This is a genomic window from Flavobacterium profundi, assembly GCF_006491645.1.
GTDB lineage: Bacteria > Bacteroidota > Bacteroidia > Flavobacteriales > Flavobacteriaceae > Flavobacterium > Flavobacterium profundi.
In genome coordinates this window covers 1-20,847 of the sequence record NZ_VDCZ01000005.1, presented here as the reverse complement: position 1 = coordinate 20,847, position 20,847 = coordinate 1, and the positions used below count along the sequence as shown (strand labels likewise).

Sequence of the window (20,847 nt, the reverse complement as noted above, 5' to 3'; positions counted from 1 at the left end):
CTTTAAAATGAAGGTTTGTCTTTTCTAACTATTAGTCCAACTATCAATGAGTGAACAATACCTATTACGGAATACATTATAATGGTGAACGGAACTAAAACATAAGGGTTCATAAACATTTTAACAAATTTCATGGACATTTTTAATTGTTCTGAAGTCATATTAGGGTTTTGTCTAACTGTGACTTCTTGAATTTTTTCAAACATTTCAACACTAAATTCAGGAATAATTAAATCAAATATAATATAAAATAAACCATAAATAAGTGCAGCAAATGCGCACAAAGATACACCTATTTTTAATGTTTGCCCTAAAGAAATAAAACCGTTATTAAAATTGTTTTTAAAATTTGTAGCAGCTAAGTAAATAAAAGCGAAAGGTAAAATTAAATAGTTTAATACATTCATGATGATTCCCACCATAGGTTTTTCTTGTGGGTTGATATTTAATGCATACATAATTACAAATTCTAAAATCATAATTACTGCAAAGATAATTCCGTAATTTAAACCTGATTTTGCTGGTGAAGTTGATTTGTCCATAATAAGTTTTGTTAGTTTACAAATATAGAAATAATAAAGTTTTAGTGTATTAGTGTAAAAAAATAAAAAAAAGTTACACCAATGCTTGTGAATTAAAAATTTAGTGTAAATTTGCACTCTCAAAATAAAAGATTATAAACGAAAAGGTTATAAAGTGTTTACACCTTTTTTAATAAAATAAAAAAAGCCGCGAAGCAATTTATAATCATTAATAAAAAAAGATTTATCAAGATGAAAAAAGGAATTCACCCAGAGAATTACAGATTAGTAGCTTTCAAAGATATGTCAAATGATGATGTATTTATTACTAAATCTACAGTAGAAACAAAAGAAACGATTGAGCACGAAGGAGTAGAGTATCCAGTATTTAAAATGGAGATTTCTAGAACATCTCACCCTTTTTACACAGGTAAATCAAAACTTATCGATACAGCTGGACGTATTGATAAATTCAAAAACAAATACGCTAAATTCGATAAAAAATAATCGAACGTATATCATACTAAAAAAGCTCCATAAAAATGGAGCTTTTTTTATGCTTAAATTTTTGGTTTAAACAAATTATAGTAAATTTAACCTCAAAATGCATCCGTACAAAGAAAACTGATAATAGCTGCCAATCATGAACTACATACTTTTTGATGGAACCGTTCGCAATGCTTTACTTCCATTTACTTTTACCCGACCCGTGGCCGATATTCGTGTAGGAATTTTAACCATTAGAGAAAAGTGGGAAAAATATTTAGGATATACAACTACTACGTTAACTGAAGAGTATTTAATGGAAAAATTTCCTATGGTGGAAATGGAAGCGAATATTATGATTAACGCTTCTTTTTTTCCCAATGAAATAGTTGTGGAGATGATTCGTAATTTGGAACCCAAACAAGCGATTATAGCTGGGGAAGAAATTATCGCATTCTATTCTAATGAAACCCAAGAAGAAGTTGATTTTGATGATTACGAACTAATTGATTATGAGGAAGAAATCCTTAGAATTGAAAATACGTGGGATATTTTTTCAAAAAACGATGAAGCGATACGTGAAGATTTTCAATTATTAACGGAAGACAGACATTCACAACCTATTCCTAAAAGTGTCAATGTGATTGCACCAGAAAATATCTTTATTGAAGAAGGAGCAAAATTAGAGTTTGTTACCTTGAATGCTTCTACAGGACCCATTTATATTGGTAAAAATGCTGAGATTATGGAAGGTTCTGTGATTCGAGGGCCTTTTGCATTATGCGAATACGGTCAAGTAAAAATGTGTGCCAAAATATATGGTGCTACTACCGTTGGTCCGCATTGTAAAGTAGGAGGAGAGGTTAATAATTCGGTACTATTTGGGTATTCTAACAAAGGGCACGATGGTTTTTTAGGAAATTCAGTTTTGGGAGAATGGTGTAATATAGGTGCAGATACCAATACTTCCAACTTAAAAAATAATTATGAAGAAGTACGCTTATGGAGTTATGAAACCGAAAGTTTTGCAAGAACTGGTTTGCAATTTTGCGGATTAATGATGGGTGATCATAGTAAGTGTGGCATCGATACCATGTTTAATACTGGTACAGTAGTCGGTGTTTCTGCCAATATTTTTGGAAGTGGTTTTCCACGCAATTTTGTACCGAGTTTTTCTTGGGGAGGAGCTTCTGGATTTACGACCTATTTAACTAAAAAAGCTTTTGAGGTAGCTAAAGTGGTAATGCAACGCAGACAAGTTGAATTTTCAGAACAAGACGCGAAGATATTAGAACATGTTTTCGAAGAAACTAAAAAATATAGAAAGGAATAGTTATGTTTTTAGGATTATTTTTAATTTATTGGTTAGGTAAGCGTTTTTATACACTGGCAGAAAAATACCATCAAAACAAATGGTTGTTTGCGATTTTAGGTGTAATTATCTATTATTTCGGTCAGTTTGTGTATGGAATAATCTTGGTTATTATATCTGAATTTTTTTATTTGGATATAGATATCGATAATGTTGTGTACAGTCTTATTGGAATTCCAATTGGAGCTTTGTTTTGTTATGCTTTTTATTATTTTTTAGAAAAACATTGGAAATCAAAAAAAGCAGAGCCCATTGAAAATATTGATGATATTGGAAAAGATAACGATTCTTTATTTAATATATAGTTCTATTTAGATCAATACCGATCCATTTTATCTTTGTAATTAAATAGAGCGCTAAAATGGTCAAAAAGATAGAAAATAAGAATAGAAAAAGTTGTTTTCTCCTTCTTTTTCTTTTTTCAATTTGCATTTTTGTTCTAATTTCATAAAGTATTTTTAAGTCAGCTGTTGCTGTTGTTTGATTTTCATTTTTTTTACTCTTTATACCCACATAGTCCTTTCGGGTGAGCTTGTTTTTCTCACCTAATAATTTTTTGTTATTTCTTAGAACGGTTGCTGGTGAACCATAATATCCTCCCATATTTTTAATTTTAAAGATACTGTTACAAATAGCAATTTAATACAGCAAGAGTAATTAGAATAACAACTAGAATGCTAAAGGTTAGTGTGATTTTCTTTTTTTGAATCACTTTGTTTTCTTCTTGCATTCGTTGTCTAATAGCAGCTAATTCTTCAGGAGTTGCTGTATTTGGATCCACAAATTCAATACTGTCATTTGTAGTGGTGTTGACAAATTTTTCTAGTTTAGAAGTTCTATTTCTTCTATTATTCTTTAAACTTGTATTAGCACTCATCATAGAACCTTCGCCTGGCATAATTTTATTTTTTAGGGTTTATAATTGTACGCTGAAAATTGTAAAATTGTTACAAACCCATCTTGATATTTTTTTAATAGCATTACTTATAAAAGAAAAGAGAAGTAAATCTTGCAGTAGATTACTTCTCTTTTGTATCTATAGAGATCAATAAGTTATCTAGATTAAATTTTAATTTTTCCTTCTACACCATCTTTATTATCAGTTTTTTTTCCGGTAAGAATTGATGAAACAAAATGCATCATGGATACGAATTTTCCAGCTTTGGTATCCCAATAATATACATCTCTTGGTTCTACTCGAATGATACTAACATTTGGATCTTCTTTACCATCAAACCAAGCATTTGCAAAAACTGACCATTTCTCTTCAATCGTATATTTATCGTCATAAATAAAAGCATTTCCTAACACAGAAAGGTATTCGTAATCGCCATTATTCATAAAGTACAATTGTACTTCATTATTGCGTTCGATTTCCATGTTTTTGTTGCTTTCTTTACTGCTTATAAACCATAAATTCCCTTCTTCATCACACTCTTGTAGGCTCATAGGTCGAGCGTTAAAAGGCGGTTTGGTATTTAAATTGGTCACAAACATACAAGTTCCAGCTTTTTCTGAAAGCTCTTTTAATTTTTCTATAGCATCTTTACTAAATAAGTTTTCCTTAGACATAACGTTTTGATTTTTTATTACTTCAAATTTCTGAATAACCAACTAAAATTGTCTTACAGAATTATGTATAAATTTTATATAATTATAAAAATAATGTAAATTTGCACCCTCAATTTTTTGACAACGATTTCATTAATTGAGCTGATATATGGAAAATAAAAAGAAAGTTGCCTTTTATACTTTAGGCTGTAAATTAAATTTCTCCGAAACCTCTACTATAGCGAGAAGTTTTCAAGACGAAGGATTTGAACGTGTTGATTTTGAAGAAGTAGCAGATATGTATGTTATCAATACGTGTTCGGTTACTGAAAACGCAGACAAACAATTCAAGCAAATCGTAAAAAAAGCATTAAAATTAAATGAAAACGCCTTTGTTGCAGCTGTGGGTTGTTATGCACAGTTGAAACCAGAAGAGTTAGCTGCAGTTGATGGTGTAGATTTAGTTCTTGGTGCTACTGAAAAATTTAAAATTACCGATTATATTCAGGATTTGTCTAAAAACGACATGGGAGAAGTGCATTCTTGTGAAATTGAAGACGCAGATTTTTATGTTGGGAGTTATTCTATCGGTGATCGTACTCGTGCTTTTTTAAAAGTACAAGACGGTTGTGATTATAAATGTACCTATTGTACTATTCCTTTAGCAAGAGGAATTTCTAGGAGTGATACTATGGAAGGCGTTATAAAAAATGCCAAAGAAATTGCTGAAAAAGGGATTAAAGAAATTGTCTTAACAGGAGTGAATATTGGAGATTACGGAAAAGGTGAGTTTGGGAACAAAAAACACGAACATACCTTCTTAGATTTAGTAACCGAATTAGACAAAGTAGAAGGAATCGAACGTTTGCGAATTTCTTCCATTGAACCGAATTTGTTAAAAAATGAAACCATTGATTTAGTTTCAAAATCCAGAGCTTTTGTACCTCATTTTCACATTCCTTTACAATCTGGAAGTAACGACATTCTTAAAAAAATGAAACGTCGTTACTTGAGAGAATTGTATGTAGATACAGTCCATAAAATTCGTGAAGTAATGCCTCATGCGTGTATTGGTGTGGATGTAATTGTAGGTTTTCCTGGAGAAACTGACGAACATTTCTTAGAAACGTATCACTTTTTAAATGACTTGGATATTTCGTATTTACATGTTTTTACCTATTCAGAAAGAGATAATACAGAAGCGGCAACTATGGAAGGTGTTGTACCAAAAAATGTGCGTGCAAAACGAAGTAAAATGCTACGTGGGTTATCGGTTAAAAAGCGTAGGGCGTTTTACGAAAGCCAAATAGGAATGCAAAGAACTGTGCTGTTTGAAAGTGAAAATAAAGAAGGTTATATTCATGGTTTTACTGAAAATTATGTAAAAGTAAAAACACCTTGGAATCCAGCATTAGCCAATACGTTACATGAAATAAAATTGACGCATATTGATGAAGATGGTAGTGTACGTTTGGAATTTGTAGGGGTAGAGGTTTAATATTTAATAGTACTGAAAAATATTTAAAAGCCTGAAAGGATTCTTTCAGGCTTTTATTTTATATCTAATTTTTCCTTGGCAAGAATCGAAAATTCCTCGATAGACGTAATTCGGTTTTCCATTTTTTCTAAAATAGATGCTATGGGAACGAATTGTTTTTCTTGAATTTCAATTTTTTCTTTTAGCGTTTTTATCAGTTCATCTTTTAGAAAGATAGTTTCTTTCAAAGTATCATAATTGTTAGCTAATGGATTCTTATTTTTTAAAACATATGTTTCGGTAGGTTCTTGTAGATGAGTTGTTTGAGTGTCGTTTTGGGAAAGTAATACATTTCCTTTTCCTGTAAGTAGCCAATGCATGTTAATGTCGGGAAATTGATTGGCAATATCCAAAATAATTTCTACTGAAGGTTTGTTTTTTTCATCTTTCAAACGGTTTAATTTACTGGAACTGTCATATTTTAATCCGTTTAAAGCAAAATCATTTATGTTTTTAAATCCCTGAAATTCAACAATATGTAATAATCTTTTAAAAAAAGTTTGCATTTTTATTAAAATATGTTTGTAAAATAAAAACTTGTTTGTATATTAGCTGCATCAAAACCAATCTAATATTCATTTGTAAACGAATTGATAGGTAAAGCGAATATAGTAAAAATACTATATACTTTCCTATTGTATTCAAGCATTATAAATAAAAAAGTGATTTTTTTAAACCAAAACAAACTTCTATACGTATATGCTTTTTAACCCGCTAACCCAAACTAAATAATTCTGGATGTACACCAATTATGAAATAGGTAAGATTTTGCATAAAGCAACTACTATAGAAGATTTTTTATGTATTCAAATTGAGTTATTAGAAAATGTAGATTGTTATTTACAACAGTTTACAGCTGATTATTTTAACTTTATTGGAAGGTATTGTATGGAAGCCATTCCACAATTAATTGAAAAGAAAAATCCCAACTTGGAAAAACTGGCTTGTTTTCATTTCCTAACCACACTTCTTTGCGATTTTGATCGGTTTTATAAGAATGGAGGCGCTTCTTATTTTAAAATGAGTGTAACTTCTATTGAAGATCGATTAAAATATACTGTAAATACATGAGGAACTGCAATTAATGCAAACATCCCACAAACATTTCTGTCTTTAGTTTAAATGTTTTGGGAAACACTTTTTGAATCTCTTTCAAAGAGCTGTCTGCTTTTTTTTCTTGTTCAAATATACCAGAAACGACAGCAATTGTTTTTTCATTTGTATTGTTTTTGTATATAGATAAATATTCTAAACTTAAGGTCTCAGAAGGAAAACGTCTTGGAAAATAATCACCTGCATACAATTCGTCTTCATCATCCTCTGGAAGTGTAATTAAATCTTTTGTAGGGTTGTAATACCTACCCATAGTGTCAATAGGAATAGTTAATTTATGGTGAACGTCAAACATTTTTTGGTGCAACATTGCATAATTCAAACTGGTATCGACTACTACTACATAAAAGGTCTCTATTTCACTAAATTCTGAAAGGGTATCAGTTGGCGTTTCTTCCACAGTAAATTTAAGTTCTTCTAAACTATCCTGTTTTTTAAGGATGCTATCAGAAACTATTTCTTGTGTTTCTACTACATTTTCTTTTTTTTCATTACAAGCATAAAAGAGAAGGAGTAAGAGGAAAATAAAATAGGTTTTCATAAGTTGCGATGATTATAACCATACACTCTTTTATTAGGGTTTATGGTTAGATAATACATTTGATTTCGTTTATAACCGCTATTTAGAATTTCTGCTTCTATTTGATTAATCAATTCAACTGGTGTTTCTTTATCTAAATGAAGTAAAATCTTATCCTCTTTAGTACTATTTAAAGTGCATGCTGGAATTACAAAACTTCTTATGTCATCTATAGAACTAATCATATCATTCAGTTGAATGTAATGTAGTTTTGTATTATAGTCTTTATAAAGGGTAAGTGTACTTCTTTTAAGTGTACCAATATATATTATAATTTCAAGAGGTTTTTCCGATTTATTATAATCAAACTCAGTTAAGTTCGTTTCAAAAGGATGAATATTTACCAAAAGACCTGCTGAAAAATCATCGATAAATGTTTTCAGGTTATCTTCTTGTTTGATCCAATAAATAGAATCATTCACTATAAGTTGGTTTTTATCAAAAGTAAAATCGCTAGAAAAAAAATAATCGCCACCAATTGCAATTTCAGTCTTTTTCATTTCAATACCTCTTTTGAATGGTTCACCACTTCCATATGTATATGCATTAAGAAAATAGGTGCTATCTGTAATTTTATGACAGTTTATAAAATCATCATTTCCTTTTTCGTATTCATGCCAATGTCCCACAAGTTGTTTTTCCTTGTTTGCACAAGAAGCAAATAATAGGAAAATTAGAAATAAGACTATATTTTTCATGGGAACCCAATTCAATCACGAAAATACAGTAAAAAACTTTCATTCTTAAAAGTAATCCAATTAAAATTAAGTTGAAGCTACAAGTAAACTAAAACTTTTTTAGTACTACGCGAAATAATTGCGTATGGATATAAAATCTTTGCAGTATCAAAATAAGAAGGTTTACCAATGCATCCAACACAAAATAATTGGTTTACCAAAATACATTAAATTTACAGTTATGAACACAGCCATTAACGGAAACGATTTATTAGCCTTAGGGTATGCAGAAGGAAACTTAATCGGTATTGCTTTAAAATGCAACCGAAAAAGAACGGGTTTTACCAAAGAACAAATGCTGGATAACTATACTAAAGTCTTAGCGCAACCCGAAACCTATTTGGATGATGCTTTATTCGGTGCATTGGCGCAAGCCATTATTGAAAAATCCAATGAAAAGCCAGAAGATTTCATTGCGTTAAACGATACTCCAGCTGTATTTGCGATGTATGGAGCCGATCATATTGAAGCAGGAGCAAGACAACAAATGGAAGTAGCGATGCAATTGCCAGTAACTGTTGCTGGGGCTTTAATGCCCGATGCGCACCAAGGATATGGATTGCCAATTGGTGGTGTGTTGGCCACAACTAATGCCGTAATTCCGTATGGAGTAGGTGTAGATATTGGATGTAGAATGGCATTATCGGTATATGATATTCCAGAATTATTTTATTACGAAAACGAAGCCAAGTTCCAACGAGAATTGGTTGCACATACGAAGTTTGGTGCGGGTCATGGATTTCACGGTCAGTACAAAGCCGATCACGAAGTGATGGAACGAAAAGAGTTTGCGAACCACAAATTCATCCAGCAATTGAAAGACAAAGCATGGTCGCAATTAGGAAGTTCGGGTGGTGGTAATCACTTTGTCGAATTTGGAATCCTCCAATTTGAAAAAGACGATGCCGTGTTGAACATTCCAAAAGGAAACTATGTAGCCTTGTTAACGCATTCGGGTTCGAGAGGTTTTGGTGCTACGATAGCCGGACAGTATACGAAGTTGGCCAAAGAACATTGCAAACTCCCTGAAAAAGCCAAAAACTTAGCCTATTTAGGTTTGGATACCGAATTAGGTCAAGAATATTGGATTGCCATGAATTTAGCTGGTGATTATGCTTCCGCTTGTCATGAAGTAATTCATAATAAAATGGCTCAAGCTTTAGGGGCAACCGTTTTAGCCAAAGTGGAAAACCATCATAATTTTGCTTGGAAAGAAATCCATAATGGAGAAGAAGTGATTGTGCACCGAAAAGGAGCCACACCAGCAGCCAAAGGTGTGATGGGAATTATTCCAGGAAGTATGACCGCACCCGGATTTTTAGTACGCGGAAAAGGAGAAGCGGAAGCTTTGCATTCGGCATCACATGGCGCAGGGAGACAAATGAGTCGAACTCAGGCGATAAAAAACATTACGAAAAAGGAGATGCAAGCGATTTTAAAAGATCATGGCGTTACGTTAATTGGAGCTGGTTTAGACGAAGCCCCAATGGCATACAAAGACATCAACCAAGTAATGGCAAGCCAAGAAGCCTTAGTCGATGTCGTTGCCAAGTTTACTCCTAAAATGGTACGAATGGCAGATGATGGGAGTAGGGAGGATTAGAGAAGTTTACTTTTTTTAAAAATTTAATGATGAAAGAATTAATACTAAAAAAAATACGAGAAATAGAACTTGAAAAAGGAGTAGAAATTTTATACGCAGTAGAATCGGGAAGCAGGGCTTGGGGATTTGCATCTCCAGACAGTGATTATGATATACGGTTCATTTACAAACATGATTTGAATTATTATTTATCAATTTGGGAAAAAACTGATGTAATTGAATTCATGACTGATGAAGATTTAGATGGCTCAGGTTGGGATATACGGAAAGCATTATTGCTGTTGGCAAAATCAAATGCACCTTTTTTAGAATGGATATATAGTCCAATAGTATATTTTGAAAATAAAGATTTTATAGATGAATTACGAAAAGTAGCCAATGAATGTTTTTCTCCAGTTTCTTGCATGTATCATTATATCGGCACAACTAAAAACTTTCTAGAAGTATGCGAAAAAGAACAAGTCAAATTGAAAAGTTATTTTTATGCGTTACGAACTGTATTATCTGGAATGTGGATTGTTAAAATGAATAGTTTTCCGCCTGTAGCTTTTATGGAGTTGTTGGATATAGCACCTAAAAAAATAAAGGAGAAAGTAATAACGTTAATGGATATTAAAGCAAGTCAAGACGAAAGTTACCTGCACCCTAAAGAAGAGATTATAACTAATTTTATAAAAGAAACATTAACTTTCAATATCGAAAATGCTACTAGTTTAGCGAATAGTAAAAGAGATAATTTCAAACTTGATGAAATTTTCAAAAAAATAATTCTAAATAAATGAAATGACAATTGAAGATTTAAAATCGGGTAAGTTACTACTGTTTGAAGTGATTTCTGGAAGCAAAGCTTTTGGTTTAGACACACCAACTTCAGATACTGATATTAAAGGGGTATATTATTTACCAAAAGAAAAATTCTTTGGGTTAGAGTATATTCCTCAAATTAGTAATGAAACCAATGATATTGTATATTATGAATTGGGTCGTTTTATTGAGTTATTGCTAAAAAATAATCCAAATATTTTGGAACTTCTAGCTACTCCTGAAGACTGTATTTTATATAAACATCCAATTATGAATCAATTTCAAATTGAAGATTTTCTGTCTAAGTTGTGTAAAGATAGTTTTGCAGGTTATGCTATGACGCAAATAAAAAAAGCACGGGGTTTGAAAAAGAAGATTGTAAATCCAATGACAAAGGAGCGTAAAACTTTATTAGATTTTTGTGCTATTTTAAAGGGCTATGATTCAATTCCACTTACAAAATGGTTAGAGGAGTATGGTCTTTCTCAAGAACAATGTGGATTAATTAAGGTTCCCAATGCAAAAGGTATATATGCACTCTTTTATGATTATCATAAAATATTGGGATATAGAGGTATTGTTAAAAATGAATTGTCTAATGAAGTATCGGTATCTTCCATTGAAAAAGGAGCCGAACCCATGGGTTATTTAAGTTGTAATTTAGAAGGGTATTCGAAATATTGTAAAGAATATTCTGAATATTGGGATTGGATTGAAAAACGAAATGAAGCACGTTACAATACGAATCAACTTCATAGTAAAAACTATGATAGTAAGAACATGATGCATACAATTCGTTTATTACAAACTGCGGAACAAATATTTTCAAAGGGAAGTATAGATATTCGAGTGCCTAATAGAGAAGAATTACTTTCAATTAAATCTGGTAAAATGGAATATGATACTTTATTGCAAAAAGCAGAAGATTTAATTCGTAAAATAGAAGGTTTGTATGAAGTAACAAGTTTACCAGAAACTCCTGAAAACGATATGATACTTAGAAAACTAATTGCAATACGAAAAGAATTATATATTTAATTATTTTAGATTGAACAGTGCACTATTTCAAAACGTCCTTTAATCCAAAAGGACGTTTTTTATACTCAATCTCATCCTCCAAAAAACAAAACCCCTTACCAGCTGTGCGCTAGACCTAAACGTTTACGTCACCTAACGTAAAATTTTGGGTCTCTAGCGTAAAATTTTACGTCCCGGCACGTAAAATTTTACGTAGGCAGACGTAAAACTTTGGCTTCCTAACCTAAAATTTTGGGTTCCTAACCTAAACGTTTCGGTCTGTAACGTAAAATTTTAGGGTATTGGGTTAAAATGGATATTTAAAAGTTTTAGGAATCTCATCAGAGATTAAAAAATTGGGTGGAGCATCTTATGTCCCGAAGTTTCGGGATTACAGGGTGACATTTAAGTATCAAAAAAGCGTAGTCAAAAAAATAAAAACTCGTACCAGCCGTGCGCTAAACATAAAATTTTAAGTGCCCGACATAAAATTTTAACGCACCCACCTAAAATTTTAAGTCTCTAGGGTAAAATTTTACGTCCTACTACATAAAATTTTAAGTCTCTAGGGTAAAATTTTACGTCCTACTACATAAAATTTTAAGTCCCAGACATAAAATTTTAAGTTCCAGACATAAAATCTTAACTGTCTTACCTAAAAGTTTAGGTTCTCGAGTTAAAATTGTAAGGGATGGATTTTTCTAATAGATTGTTGCATAGTAATGGGTTTAGGTTCCAAAATGGATACTAAGATTTGAAAGAATAAAATCAGTATATTTGTTACACTAATTCTATGAAGCATGAACTACAAAATATCATTTCAGGAAAGAGCCAAGTTAGGTATGGAAATACTATCCAAACAATCTCCAATTACCTTAGAAGAAGCAAGAGCTCAAGCGAAACGATTAAGTCAAGCAAGCAAATCAAAAGTGAAGAAGCAACGCTCCTAAAAGACTTTTAAAGACAATTTATTCTTTATTGATATAGTTTTTTACCTTACAGTTGTTTTTTACACCTAAAAAAAGCACCCAATTCTTCCGAAGAACAATAGGGTGCTAGGTATAAAAGTTAGTTATTTACAAAATTATTTTTTTCCCTTCTTTTTAAATTTCATTACGGTACCATTCTTAGGATACTGAGCCGCTGAAATGGCAAAACTAAAATCGCCAAATACATTATTGTTTATGGTGTCTTTACTGTAATCGGCAATCGTACTGTATTTATGACAACTGTAACAAGTATTGCTATCTTGTACATAACTTTCCATAGTGGTATTGGCTACTATGGCTTTTCCACTCAACATGGAAGAGGCGTTAATATTTTGTGGTGCTTGAATGGGTTTGGTTGGATCAGGAATGGGCAATTGCGACCAAATGACATCCACCAATTGGTAATACTGAAACACCGAATTCGGATAAAACGTTTTAATGTTATTTTGCATTCTCGTATTAATAGGTACCGCATCTTCTGGATCGATACTGTTTACCCGCGTTACTTGTATGGGTGCCACTCTACCTTCTGATAAATAATAGGGTGGTGGTGTGTTGGGCGTACAAGGAACAGTCACTGTTTTCCCATTTTTTAATGCTACTTGCGTAGGCGTACAATTGGCATTGTAAAAATTATAACCATAGGTTGGTGTGGGTGCATTGGCCACATCGGGTACATTATCGATATGCTCAAAGGTAGCCCAAACCCAAGTGGGTTGGTTTTGGGTTTTATGCAAAATATGCAGTCCTACTAAAGCCACAGTTGTATTGCGTAACTTCCCTGTATACGGATCCATCACAATGGCATTGGAAAGTTTGTACTGCTTCCATTTGGCCGAACTTGGAGTATCTACTTCCATCCAAGCGGCTTTCAGTTCGATAGCACCTACTTTGCCATTGTACACGCCTTGTGGAAAGTTAATAGGCACGCCATTTCGAACACTATCATGCTGTGTAATGGCATTGTAATACCCATTATCTACTACAAACTTATAGTAATCGTAATTCAATTTGATCTCATACCAAACATTAGTTTTGTTCTGCGCGCCTAGCCAATTGGGTTTCCCAAAAGGGGCAGCCTGATTTGGATTCAAACCTTTAACCGTGTCCTTTACATCAAACTTTGCGGCAAACGTAAGCAATTTGGTTTTGGATGGATTGAATTGTAAGCGACTGGTTTTAAACTTGGAAGCATACTCCTGCGACACTAATGTTCCCCATTCTGGAGGTGGAACACCTTCGGGTTGAAACAATACGTTTTCTGGCATATAGGTTTCCCATGCTACCGGATTGGTATCTCCAGGATCTCCAAAAGAAGCACTTTTAGTGGTAGGCCAATTCAAACTGATAAATTCTTGCCAAGCAAAACAATTGGCTTGAGATTGATTGGTAAACGAAAGTAAATCACCTGGTACCTTGCCATTAAAATTGATGACAATTTTAGTTAAAGGAGATGTAGAGTAGCAATCACAAGAATTGTCAACAGTAGCTATCTTCTGATAGGTGGCACTTTGACTACTCGTATTTCGTAAAGAGAGCCAACCAATGACAATCAGGCTTATCAAGACTGTAATTTTAAAATGAAGTAGTTTCATGTTTTCTAGTTTATTTTAAAAGGACTACTTATTGTACTTCGATAGCAACTGTAATTGCTCCCAAATTATCTACTAAACCTACTCCATATAGAGCATTCAAATCGTCGTTGATGCAAAGTTGAATTTCTCCCGAAAGTCCAGCAGGAACAGTAGTTCCTAATCCTACTAAGAAAACTGTATTCCCCACTTTACCAATAAGCGCTCCTTCATTTTCACCAGGCATAGTGTACCCTGTTTTGGCAGGAATAAAGGTTGGATTTCCTTTGGCATCGTATAATTTTCCGCCATTGTCATTGGGGTTTGCAGTCCATAATCCCGATTGATAGGTGATTTGTGTTTTATTAGAAGACGTCAGTACAACACCAGTATTTTGCCATGCCAAATCCGCTTGAACCGATACGGGAGTCACTAAAAATAAAGCAGGCATTGCAGTACTCAGTTGCTGACCTACATTGGTTACAAAAACCCCTTGCTGACCTGTTTTGGCTGCACTACCTATCGTTACGGTGATATATAAAGCTGTATTCATACTGGGTTGACTATTTCCCGGAACGGCATAATACACATTTTCTTTTACTGCGGTGACTACAGCAGTAATGTTAGGATCGTTAAAGGATATTTTAGGATACGTATTCGGTTGGTTTTCTTTAGCCGTACACGTTCCTGCTATCACTACCATTTCCGCACTTGTTGTTCCAACATTCACACTTAGCGGTACATACGTACTGTTACTTAAAAGGGAAATAGGATTGTTTACTGGGTTGGGAACTGGAGTGTTGTACATGGTATCAAAATAGTCTTTGTAGAAAATTTGTAAAGGTTGTGCCAAAGCATCTTTTTCAATATCCGTTACCTGATTATATCCTTGAGGTGTAGTACCCGAATATCCTGCGGCTACAATTTGCATTTTAAAAGTTGCAGCAACCTGAGAGCCCCAATCAATCGTTTCACCAGAAATTTTAATATCACTTACGGTATACGATTTGTCTTTTGGAACTTCAAAGACTGCATGTAAAATAAAATTACCGGGTAACGGATTGCCATATTGATCATTTAAGGTTTTAGAGCCTCTTTTTATCGTCCAAAAATCCGAAGCAGGAGTATTGTCTGGAGTTACATAATTTGAAAAATCAGGCATTTGAATGTACAATCCTGGTGGATCGGCTAAAGTTACTACGGTGCCTTGGGTAACCAAATTATTTACATTTCCTCCAATATTTGGATCACTATTACGGTACCGTTGCCCAAATTGGCCCACACAAATTAAATCATTGTATTGAGAAGAAGGCCACATCGTACTCGTTCCAGTGGAACCTGGTGGATTAAAACGTTGAACCGTTGAGGTGGTGGCTAAACCAATTTCCGTTTGAAGCGTATTGGGCGTACTGGTTAAATGAATCGCACCTCCTTTCGTACTATCTGAAACCGTTCCCGAGTTCCATTTGTTCAACGGATTATATACGGGTTGATTGGTAATTGGATTGGTAACTCCTGGCAAACTCAAATCTTCTAAAGTAATTTGTGGTTTGTCTAATATCGTTTGATACAATTCTAACACTTTATTGGGGTCGATTAACCATAAACTGTTCCAATATTCCGGATTTTCACAAGTAAAATCGATTCTAACGATGTTTCCTTTGGTATCTCGTGTAACTGCCCATTCGCAATATTCATCTTGCCAACCTCTTGGTCCGTATGGAAAATAAGCAACTTGTTGTCCGGTTGCACTACACGGACTATTTGTAATTTTTCCTGGCATATTTCCTGTGTCTGCCATTTGATTCAATTGATCTTGAGAGGCATTGGGAAAGTTAAAAGCCAATCGCCCAGGAAAAGCATTCCATTTGATATTTAAAGCACTACTTTGCGTATTGTCATCAATAGGGTTAAAATAATTAGTGGTTTTAGGAGTATTGTTTGTATTCCAAGGATTGTTAAGCATTCCTTGTTGGGTAAAGCCGTCTAAATTAGAGCTCCAAAGCGCGTTCATGGCTTCTTGTTTTAAGGAGTTATCCGAAAAATCTTGAATGCCCGCAGGAGTTCTGAATTGAAAAGTAGAAGCTGCTGCACTGCTACTTTTTTCCGTTTGTTTTTTTTCTTTTGTTTCCATGTTTATGATGTTGTTTGAATTAATATCGTATAAAATTACCGCTATCAATTGGGAAAAAATAGCGTAGAATTACCTGTTTATGAAGGGGTGCAATTTTATTTTAGATACTTTTATTTGTGCAATAAACTGTTGGGAAAAAGAAATTTAAAGTAATTCTTTCAAAATAAATCCTATATTTGCCCTCGAAATGAGAACACAGAACATACATACTGTTGCACTAGCAAAGTCAGTTTTTCGCTTAAAAGGAGATTACCCTTTTAATCGAACAGGATGTTTTGTATCATTATATATGCGTTAAAGTAAACGATTATATCATATTTCAAGGCGTCCTTTTATTCAAAAGGACGCTTTTTTTATGCTCAAAAAGGAAGTAAAATCAGTTATATTAAAAAAAATGAGAAAAATTTTTAAAAAAATAGTGGATGCGAAGTAAACCCGAGCTGAAATAAACAAAAATGAGTAATCAAATGAGAGACAGTCATTTGCAAAATTCGAAGTATCTGTTGTAAAACGGATCGGGATTGTATTGCTTAAATTTACTCTTAACCAATTGAAAATCAATAAAATAAATTTAAAAAAGATTTGGAAGTTCGGTTTTTTTCACTTTATCTTTGCCTCAGAAAATTACAAGAAACAATAACAATTGCAATAACAATAATAAAAGCAATAGCAATTAAGAATTACGAATTAGAAATTACGAATTAATAATAATTTAGAATTCATATAATATACAATAAAAATGAAACGAGATTTAAAACAACGACCAGTACAAATACTATCTGTAAAAGCAGCTTCAAAAGCGCATGGTCTACCGCGTTTTTATTTTGATACATCATGGGTGCCTCCCTATACGGAATAGTAATGTATTTGCTATACTATTATTATAGAGCACCTTCAAAAGAGGTGCTTTTTTTATGTATGCTAGTAACTAGTGATTCGTACTTAGTAAATCGCAGTTCGTCAGTTCGAGTGTTTTTTATCAAATGCGAACAGCAATTTTATAAAAAATGTATCGAGAACCCTTATTAGGAAAAAAAACCTCGATACGCTTCGCTCTCAAAAGGATGAAGATTATACTATAAAAAGAATGTCATAGCTCAACTGGAAAGAGCATTCGCCTACGAAGCGAAAGGTTGAAGGTTCGAATCCTTCTGGCATTACATCTAATTTCGTAGCTCAGTTGGTTAGAGCAATCGCCTTTTAAGCGATGGGTCTCAGGTTCGAATCCTGACGGAATTACAAGTGTTCTTAGAAAGGAACCTGCTCAAAGGATTTTTTTGACTGTCTCTCAAAAAATGAATTTGAGTTAGCACTGGGAAGATAACGATTGGTTGTTTACTCGCTTTGGATGCGAGAGGTTGCAGGTTCGAGTCCTGCTTCCCAGACATAATGGAAGTACGTCAGAGTTGGAGAGCTGAGACGGTCTGTAAAACCGTTGTCTTTTGACTGAGTAGGTTCGAATCCTATTACTTCCACGACTAGCAGGAATGGCGAAATTGGTAGACGCGTCAGACTTAGAATCTGAATTTTGAGAGTTCAAATCTCTCTTCCTGTACAAAAGGAACAGTGGTGTACTTGGTGTGGCACGCTAGTTTGAAATGAATTTATTCATTCAGCGAGACCAAAATATAAAATAAGAGCATGGAGCTAAACCTAGAGGGATTCGTTCGATCCGAATCTGTTCCACTAAAAACAACGTTTAATTTAAATCAAAAGAAGATGAGACAAGACATTTTAAAACGATTTTTGACCAACACGGATGAGACGGGTAGATTTTTGATGAAGTCGAGAATTACTGGAATCATCTATTTTGTAGAACCCATTTATACGGGTAAAACGCCACAATGGGGCGATGTAGATGTGGTGACTAAAAAATTAACAGGTCAGTATGGTTCCAAGTATACAGGAGCCATAACCAAGAAAGAATCTCTTATAACAGAAGAAAACGGGTTTGTGAATATTGGCTATTTCAAAGGAAGTCCGTTCGGAGCCATCGATGTACGCGATAAAGAACATCAAAAACGCATGGGATTATAAGTTTTTTTACAACGAAAAATAATTGCGCACACCTTTTTGAATCTTTGTTCAGCGATAAAGAAAACGTTCTTTAAATAAAAAAGATGATGAGATTTAGCTACGCTGAACTAAAGTTTCTCCTTACGTCGAAATGACAATAGTAGGATAAAAATATCAAGCAAGTCCTGTTGGGTGTTTCTGTATAGCACTAATGTGATGCGTTTTGCACGAAGGGTGTATGAAGTCGTATTATGCAACTTGGCTTGGAGGTTTTGGGTTGTTTTCCAAAAAATAATCCACCAAAGTTTTCGCAGGTTCGAATCCTGCTACAGCCACTGTGGCTGTATGGCGGAGTGGTCAAACGCGCAAGATTAGGGTTCTTGTAAACTGTAACTTTTGGATGTCATCGGTTCGATTCCGATATACTCATCATGGAGTATTAACTCAGCTTGGTAGAGTGCCAAAAACAGACTGTAAATCTGTCTTAAGGAAGAGACGTACGACTCTTAAAAAGGTACACCATTGAAAATATTTTGGTTTTTATCAGTTTCGTTATTTTTCGAAAAAGCGAAACACTTACGAAGAAACCTGAACAGGGCTTCGTTTTCAAAACCGTTCTTTTGCTTTGCTGTGTGACGATTGGTTTTTTTATAAACCGATACCATAAAACAGTACACCATGAGAATGCTTCTGTTTACTAACCTTATTCCGTTTTGGGTGAAGGATAAAAACCAAAAATTTTCTTTTTAAAAGCAAATTAAAATTTAAAAATATAAAGAAATGATTCGATTAATTACTATTAATGCTTACCAAGTTGGTTTGGTATTGGAACGCGGTAAGTTGGTACAAATTTTAAAAGAAGGTAAATACTGGATTTGGGGAAAGAAAGAGGTTAAACTCTTTGAGATGAAACATTCTTTTGTGGCTCCAGTCGAATTGAATATTTTGTTAGAGAACCAAGAATTGGCTGCTATGCTAGAGATTGTTGAAGTAGGCGATACCGAAATGGCGTTGTACTTTACCAATGGTATATTTAAAGAAGTATTGCAAACCGGTCGTTATGCGTTCTGGAAAGGCTATTTGAAGAATGAATTCGTAAAGGTAGATTTAACGAAAGTTGAGATTACCGAAAAAATCGAAAGAGGTTTGTTAGAGAACATCAAATTGAAAGTATACACTCGTAAATTTCAAGTAGCAAGCTATGAGAAAGGGTTGTTGTTTATCAATGGTATTTTCAACAAAGAGTTAACCGCAGGAACCTACTACTTTTGGAACAACGCCATTCCAGTAGAAGTGGTTTATGTAGATATGCGTCAAAAGCAAATGGAAATTTCTGGTCAAGAATTGTTGACCAAAGATAAAGCGGCTTTGCGTATCAACTTCTTTGTGAATTTCAAAGTAACCAATATTATCAAAGCAGTTATCGACAACAAAGAGTATGAAAAACAATTGTATGTATTGATGCAGTTGGCGTTGCGTGCGTTTGTAGGCGGATTTACTTTGGATGAATTGTTAAACAAAAAAGAGAGCATTACTGAAATCATTTTGGAAGACACACGCAATAAAGCTGCTGCTTTAGGGGTTGTGATTCAAGAAGCAGGTATTCGTGATGTGATTTTACCAGGTGATATGAAAGAAATCATGAACCAGGTTTTGGTAGCAGAGAAAAAAGCACAAGCGAACAGTATTATGCGTCGTGAAGAAACTGCAGCAATGCGTAATATGTTGAATACTGCCAAATTGATGGAAGAAAATGAGATGTTGTGGAAATTGAAAGAAATGGAATATGTAGAAAAGATTGCAGATAAGATTGGAGAAATTACCATTTCTGGAGGTGGCAACGTCATCGGACAATTGCGCGAAATTTTTGTGAAATAGTTTAGTTAGTGAAAAGCTTATGAACATTGGTTTGTAAGCTTTTTAAAATTTATTTTAGTATTAAAGAAAAATAGTATACTTTTCAATCCCTAAAACATACAAAATGAAATTAGATAAGAAAAAATGGTTTTGGTTGGTTGTTCTTATAACCTTATTTTATATAGACCCAATATATGCTGGACCTGGAGGGTTCATAGCAAAAGGGTTGTTTAAATCCTTTTGGGGTAAGATTTTATTAGCCCTTTTATTTGTAGTTCTTTTCCCTTTGATTCTATATGTGAAAATTGTGGAATCTATTAAAGAGCGAAAGAATAAAAAGATTTTACAAAAAATAAGCATCAAGAATAAAGCGTTCAATTGGCTACAACTTGAAAAAGAATTTTCAAATAGTATCAGAAGAGTTTACAATGCTTGGTCCAATGAAGACATGGGCGAAGTAAGAGAATATGTAAATCATTGGTATTGGCAAAATCAACAAGCAGTTTTTATTGAACAATGGAAAAGAGATAATTTAAAAAATGTTAGTCGTTTACAAAAACTTGAAAAAATAAGACCTTTATACTTGGAATTAACAGAAGATCCTGATTTTGAAGGAACCCGCATTGCAGTTGCTATCGATGTAGAAGCCGAAGATTATTTAAAAGAAAGAGATTCTGGAAAAATTGTGCAAGGAAAAAGTGGGGTACAAAGTTTAGATTATATTTGGTTATTCCAATATACAGAAGGGAAATGGTTGTTAGATGAAATTAGAGAAGGCAGTTTATCTTTACAATTTGCGAAACTAGAAAATTCTATTCCAGACAGTTTAAAAGCTGGAATTTTAGCCTTGAGTTGTCCTAAAAAAGGTTGACTCGTTACTATATCAAAAATAGTTAAATCGGAACAGAATTAATTCTGTTCCGATTTATTTTTTTCCATTGTTTTAATTCTATTGATTT

At 33.5% G+C, this 20,847-nt stretch carries 21 protein-coding genes and 6 tRNA genes; 18 read left to right on the top strand and 9 right to left on the bottom strand.

Annotated elements, in window-relative coordinates; genetic code table 11:
- Window positions 1-2: 2 nt before the first annotated feature.
- Entirely contained in the window at window positions 3-542 is a 540-nt protein-coding gene (locus FHG05_RS08125) for a DUF4199 domain-containing protein (RefSeq protein ID WP_140997523.1), read from the bottom strand.
- A gap of 231 nt (window positions 543-773) precedes the next feature.
- Here FHG05_RS08125 and FHG05_RS08120 point away from each other — a divergent pair, with 231 nt between their 5' ends.
- The 3 genes from FHG05_RS08120 (at window position 774) to FHG05_RS08110 (ending at window position 2,684) form a co-directional block, all read left to right on the top strand.
- On the top strand, window positions 774-1,028 hold the full coding sequence (locus FHG05_RS08120; RefSeq protein ID WP_140997522.1) for a type B 50S ribosomal protein L31: 255 nt from the start codon (window positions 774-776) through the stop codon (window positions 1,026-1,028).
- Between the two features lie 136 nt (window positions 1,029-1,164).
- On the top strand, window positions 1,165-2,340 hold the full coding sequence (locus tag FHG05_RS08115) for a GlmU family protein (RefSeq protein ID WP_140997521.1): 1,176 nt from the start codon (window positions 1,165-1,167) through the stop codon (window positions 2,338-2,340).
- Between the two features lie 2 nt (window positions 2,341-2,342).
- Entirely contained in the window at window positions 2,343-2,684 is a 342-nt protein-coding gene (locus FHG05_RS08110; RefSeq protein ID WP_140997520.1) for a hypothetical protein, read from the top strand.
- Here FHG05_RS08110 and FHG05_RS08105 read toward each other — a convergent pair.
- From FHG05_RS08105 to FHG05_RS08095, 3 genes are all read right to left on the bottom strand, one after another.
- Window positions 2,674-2,982 carry a hypothetical protein gene (locus tag FHG05_RS08105; RefSeq protein ID WP_140997519.1) on the bottom strand — a complete coding sequence of 103 codons (309 nt, stop codon included), beginning with the start codon at window positions 2,980-2,982 and terminating at the stop codon, window positions 2,674-2,676. The genes FHG05_RS08110 and FHG05_RS08105 overlap by 11 nt on opposite strands.
- A gap of 22 nt (window positions 2,983-3,004) precedes the next feature.
- Complete coding sequence (locus FHG05_RS08100; protein WP_140997518.1) at window positions 3,005-3,277, bottom strand: hypothetical protein; 273 nt, start codon at window positions 3,275-3,277, stop codon at window positions 3,005-3,007.
- A 164-nt stretch (window positions 3,278-3,441) separates the two neighbouring features.
- Entirely contained in the window at window positions 3,442-3,951 is a 510-nt protein-coding gene (locus tag FHG05_RS08095; protein WP_140997517.1) for a pyridoxamine 5'-phosphate oxidase family protein, read from the bottom strand.
- Window positions 3,952-4,099: 148 nt separating this feature from the next.
- Here FHG05_RS08095 and mtaB point away from each other — a divergent pair, with 148 nt between their 5' ends.
- On the top strand, window positions 4,100-5,428 hold the full coding sequence (gene mtaB, locus FHG05_RS08090) for a tRNA (N(6)-L-threonylcarbamoyladenosine(37)-C(2))-methylthiotransferase MtaB (RefSeq protein ID WP_140997516.1): 1,329 nt from the start codon (window positions 4,100-4,102) through the stop codon (window positions 5,426-5,428).
- A 53-nt stretch (window positions 5,429-5,481) separates the two neighbouring features.
- Here mtaB and FHG05_RS08085 read toward each other — a convergent pair whose 3' ends face one another.
- On the bottom strand, window positions 5,482-5,973 hold the full coding sequence (locus FHG05_RS08085; RefSeq protein WP_140997515.1) for a hypothetical protein: 492 nt from the start codon (window positions 5,971-5,973) through the stop codon (window positions 5,482-5,484).
- Between the two features lie 232 nt (window positions 5,974-6,205).
- Here FHG05_RS08085 and FHG05_RS08080 point away from each other — a divergent pair, with 232 nt between their 5' ends.
- The gene (locus tag FHG05_RS08080; protein WP_140997514.1) at window positions 6,206-6,538 is read left to right on the top strand and encodes a hypothetical protein; all 333 of its coding nucleotides are present in this window, start codon (window positions 6,206-6,208) and stop codon (window positions 6,536-6,538) included.
- Window positions 6,539-6,548: 10 nt separating this feature from the next.
- On the opposite strand, the gene FHG05_RS08075 is transcribed toward FHG05_RS08080, so the two are convergent.
- Both FHG05_RS08075 and FHG05_RS08070 read right to left on the bottom strand, forming a co-directional pair.
- Window positions 6,549-7,121: a hypothetical protein gene (locus tag FHG05_RS08075; protein ID WP_140997513.1), complete on the bottom strand. Its 573-nt coding sequence runs from the start codon at window positions 7,119-7,121 to the stop codon at window positions 6,549-6,551.
- Window positions 7,118-7,858, bottom strand: a complete 741-nt coding sequence (locus tag FHG05_RS08070; protein ID WP_140997512.1) for a hypothetical protein — start codon at window positions 7,856-7,858, stop codon at window positions 7,118-7,120. Before FHG05_RS08070 ends, FHG05_RS08075 begins: the two co-directional genes overlap by 4 nt.
- A 220-nt stretch (window positions 7,859-8,078) precedes the next feature.
- Between FHG05_RS08070 and FHG05_RS08065 the strand changes: the two genes are divergently transcribed.
- The 4 genes from FHG05_RS08065 to FHG05_RS18370 all read left to right on the top strand — a co-directional run bounded on the left by FHG05_RS08065 (window position 8,079) and on the right by FHG05_RS18370 (window position 12,271).
- Window positions 8,079-9,500, top strand: coding sequence for an RtcB family protein (locus FHG05_RS08065; RefSeq protein WP_140997511.1), 1,422 nt, complete (start codon window positions 8,079-8,081; stop codon window positions 9,498-9,500).
- A 26-nt stretch (window positions 9,501-9,526) separates the two neighbouring features.
- Entirely contained in the window at window positions 9,527-10,282 is a 756-nt protein-coding gene (locus FHG05_RS08060) for a nucleotidyltransferase domain-containing protein (RefSeq protein ID WP_317130137.1), read from the top strand.
- A gap of 1 nt (window position 10,283) precedes the next feature.
- Window positions 10,284-11,342 (top strand): nucleotidyltransferase domain-containing protein, encoded by a 1,059-nt coding sequence (locus FHG05_RS08055; protein WP_140997510.1) that lies wholly within the window; start codon window positions 10,284-10,286, stop codon window positions 11,340-11,342.
- 779 nt (window positions 11,343-12,121) lie between these two features.
- Window positions 12,122-12,271, top strand: a complete 150-nt coding sequence (locus FHG05_RS18370) for a hypothetical protein (RefSeq protein WP_157504203.1) — start codon at window positions 12,122-12,124, stop codon at window positions 12,269-12,271.
- Between the two features lie 134 nt (window positions 12,272-12,405).
- On the opposite strand, the gene FHG05_RS08050 is transcribed toward FHG05_RS18370, so the two are convergent.
- Window positions 12,406-13,905 carry a cytochrome c family protein gene (locus tag FHG05_RS08050; RefSeq protein WP_140997509.1) on the bottom strand — a complete coding sequence of 500 codons (1,500 nt, stop codon included), beginning with the start codon at window positions 13,903-13,905 and terminating at the stop codon, window positions 12,406-12,408.
- A gap of 28 nt (window positions 13,906-13,933) precedes the next feature.
- Window positions 13,934-16,015 (bottom strand): hypothetical protein, encoded by a 2,082-nt coding sequence (locus FHG05_RS08045; protein WP_181369153.1) that lies wholly within the window; start codon window positions 16,013-16,015, stop codon window positions 13,934-13,936.
- Window positions 16,016-17,101: 1,086 nt separating this feature from the next.
- On the opposite strand from FHG05_RS08045, the gene FHG05_RS08040 reads away from it, so the two are divergent.
- From FHG05_RS08040 to FHG05_RS08010, 9 genes are all read left to right on the top strand, one after another.
- Window positions 17,102-17,175, top strand: a tRNA-Arg gene (locus FHG05_RS08040).
- A gap of 5 nt (window positions 17,176-17,180) precedes the next feature.
- A tRNA-Lys gene (locus FHG05_RS08035) sits at window positions 17,181-17,254 on the top strand.
- A 73-nt stretch (window positions 17,255-17,327) separates the two neighbouring features.
- A tRNA-Pro gene (locus FHG05_RS18365) sits at window positions 17,328-17,400 on the top strand.
- 6 nt (window positions 17,401-17,406) lie between these two features.
- Window positions 17,407-17,490 (top strand) — tRNA-Tyr (locus tag FHG05_RS18360).
- A gap of 6 nt (window positions 17,491-17,496) precedes the next feature.
- Window positions 17,497-17,570, top strand: a tRNA-Leu gene (locus FHG05_RS08030).
- A 164-nt stretch (window positions 17,571-17,734) separates the two neighbouring features.
- Window positions 17,735-18,052, top strand: a complete 318-nt coding sequence (locus FHG05_RS08025; RefSeq protein WP_130735458.1) for a hypothetical protein — start codon at window positions 17,735-17,737, stop codon at window positions 18,050-18,052.
- A 317-nt stretch (window positions 18,053-18,369) separates the two neighbouring features.
- Window positions 18,370-18,461, top strand: a tRNA-Pro gene (locus FHG05_RS08020).
- A 350-nt stretch (window positions 18,462-18,811) separates the two neighbouring features.
- Window positions 18,812-19,909 (top strand): slipin family protein, encoded by a 1,098-nt coding sequence (locus FHG05_RS08015; RefSeq protein WP_140997508.1) that lies wholly within the window; start codon window positions 18,812-18,814, stop codon window positions 19,907-19,909.
- Between the two features lie 103 nt (window positions 19,910-20,012).
- Complete coding sequence (locus tag FHG05_RS08010; RefSeq protein WP_140997507.1) at window positions 20,013-20,759, top strand: TIM44-like domain-containing protein; 747 nt, start codon at window positions 20,013-20,015, stop codon at window positions 20,757-20,759.
- The last annotated feature ends 88 nt before the right edge of the window (window positions 20,760-20,847 follow it).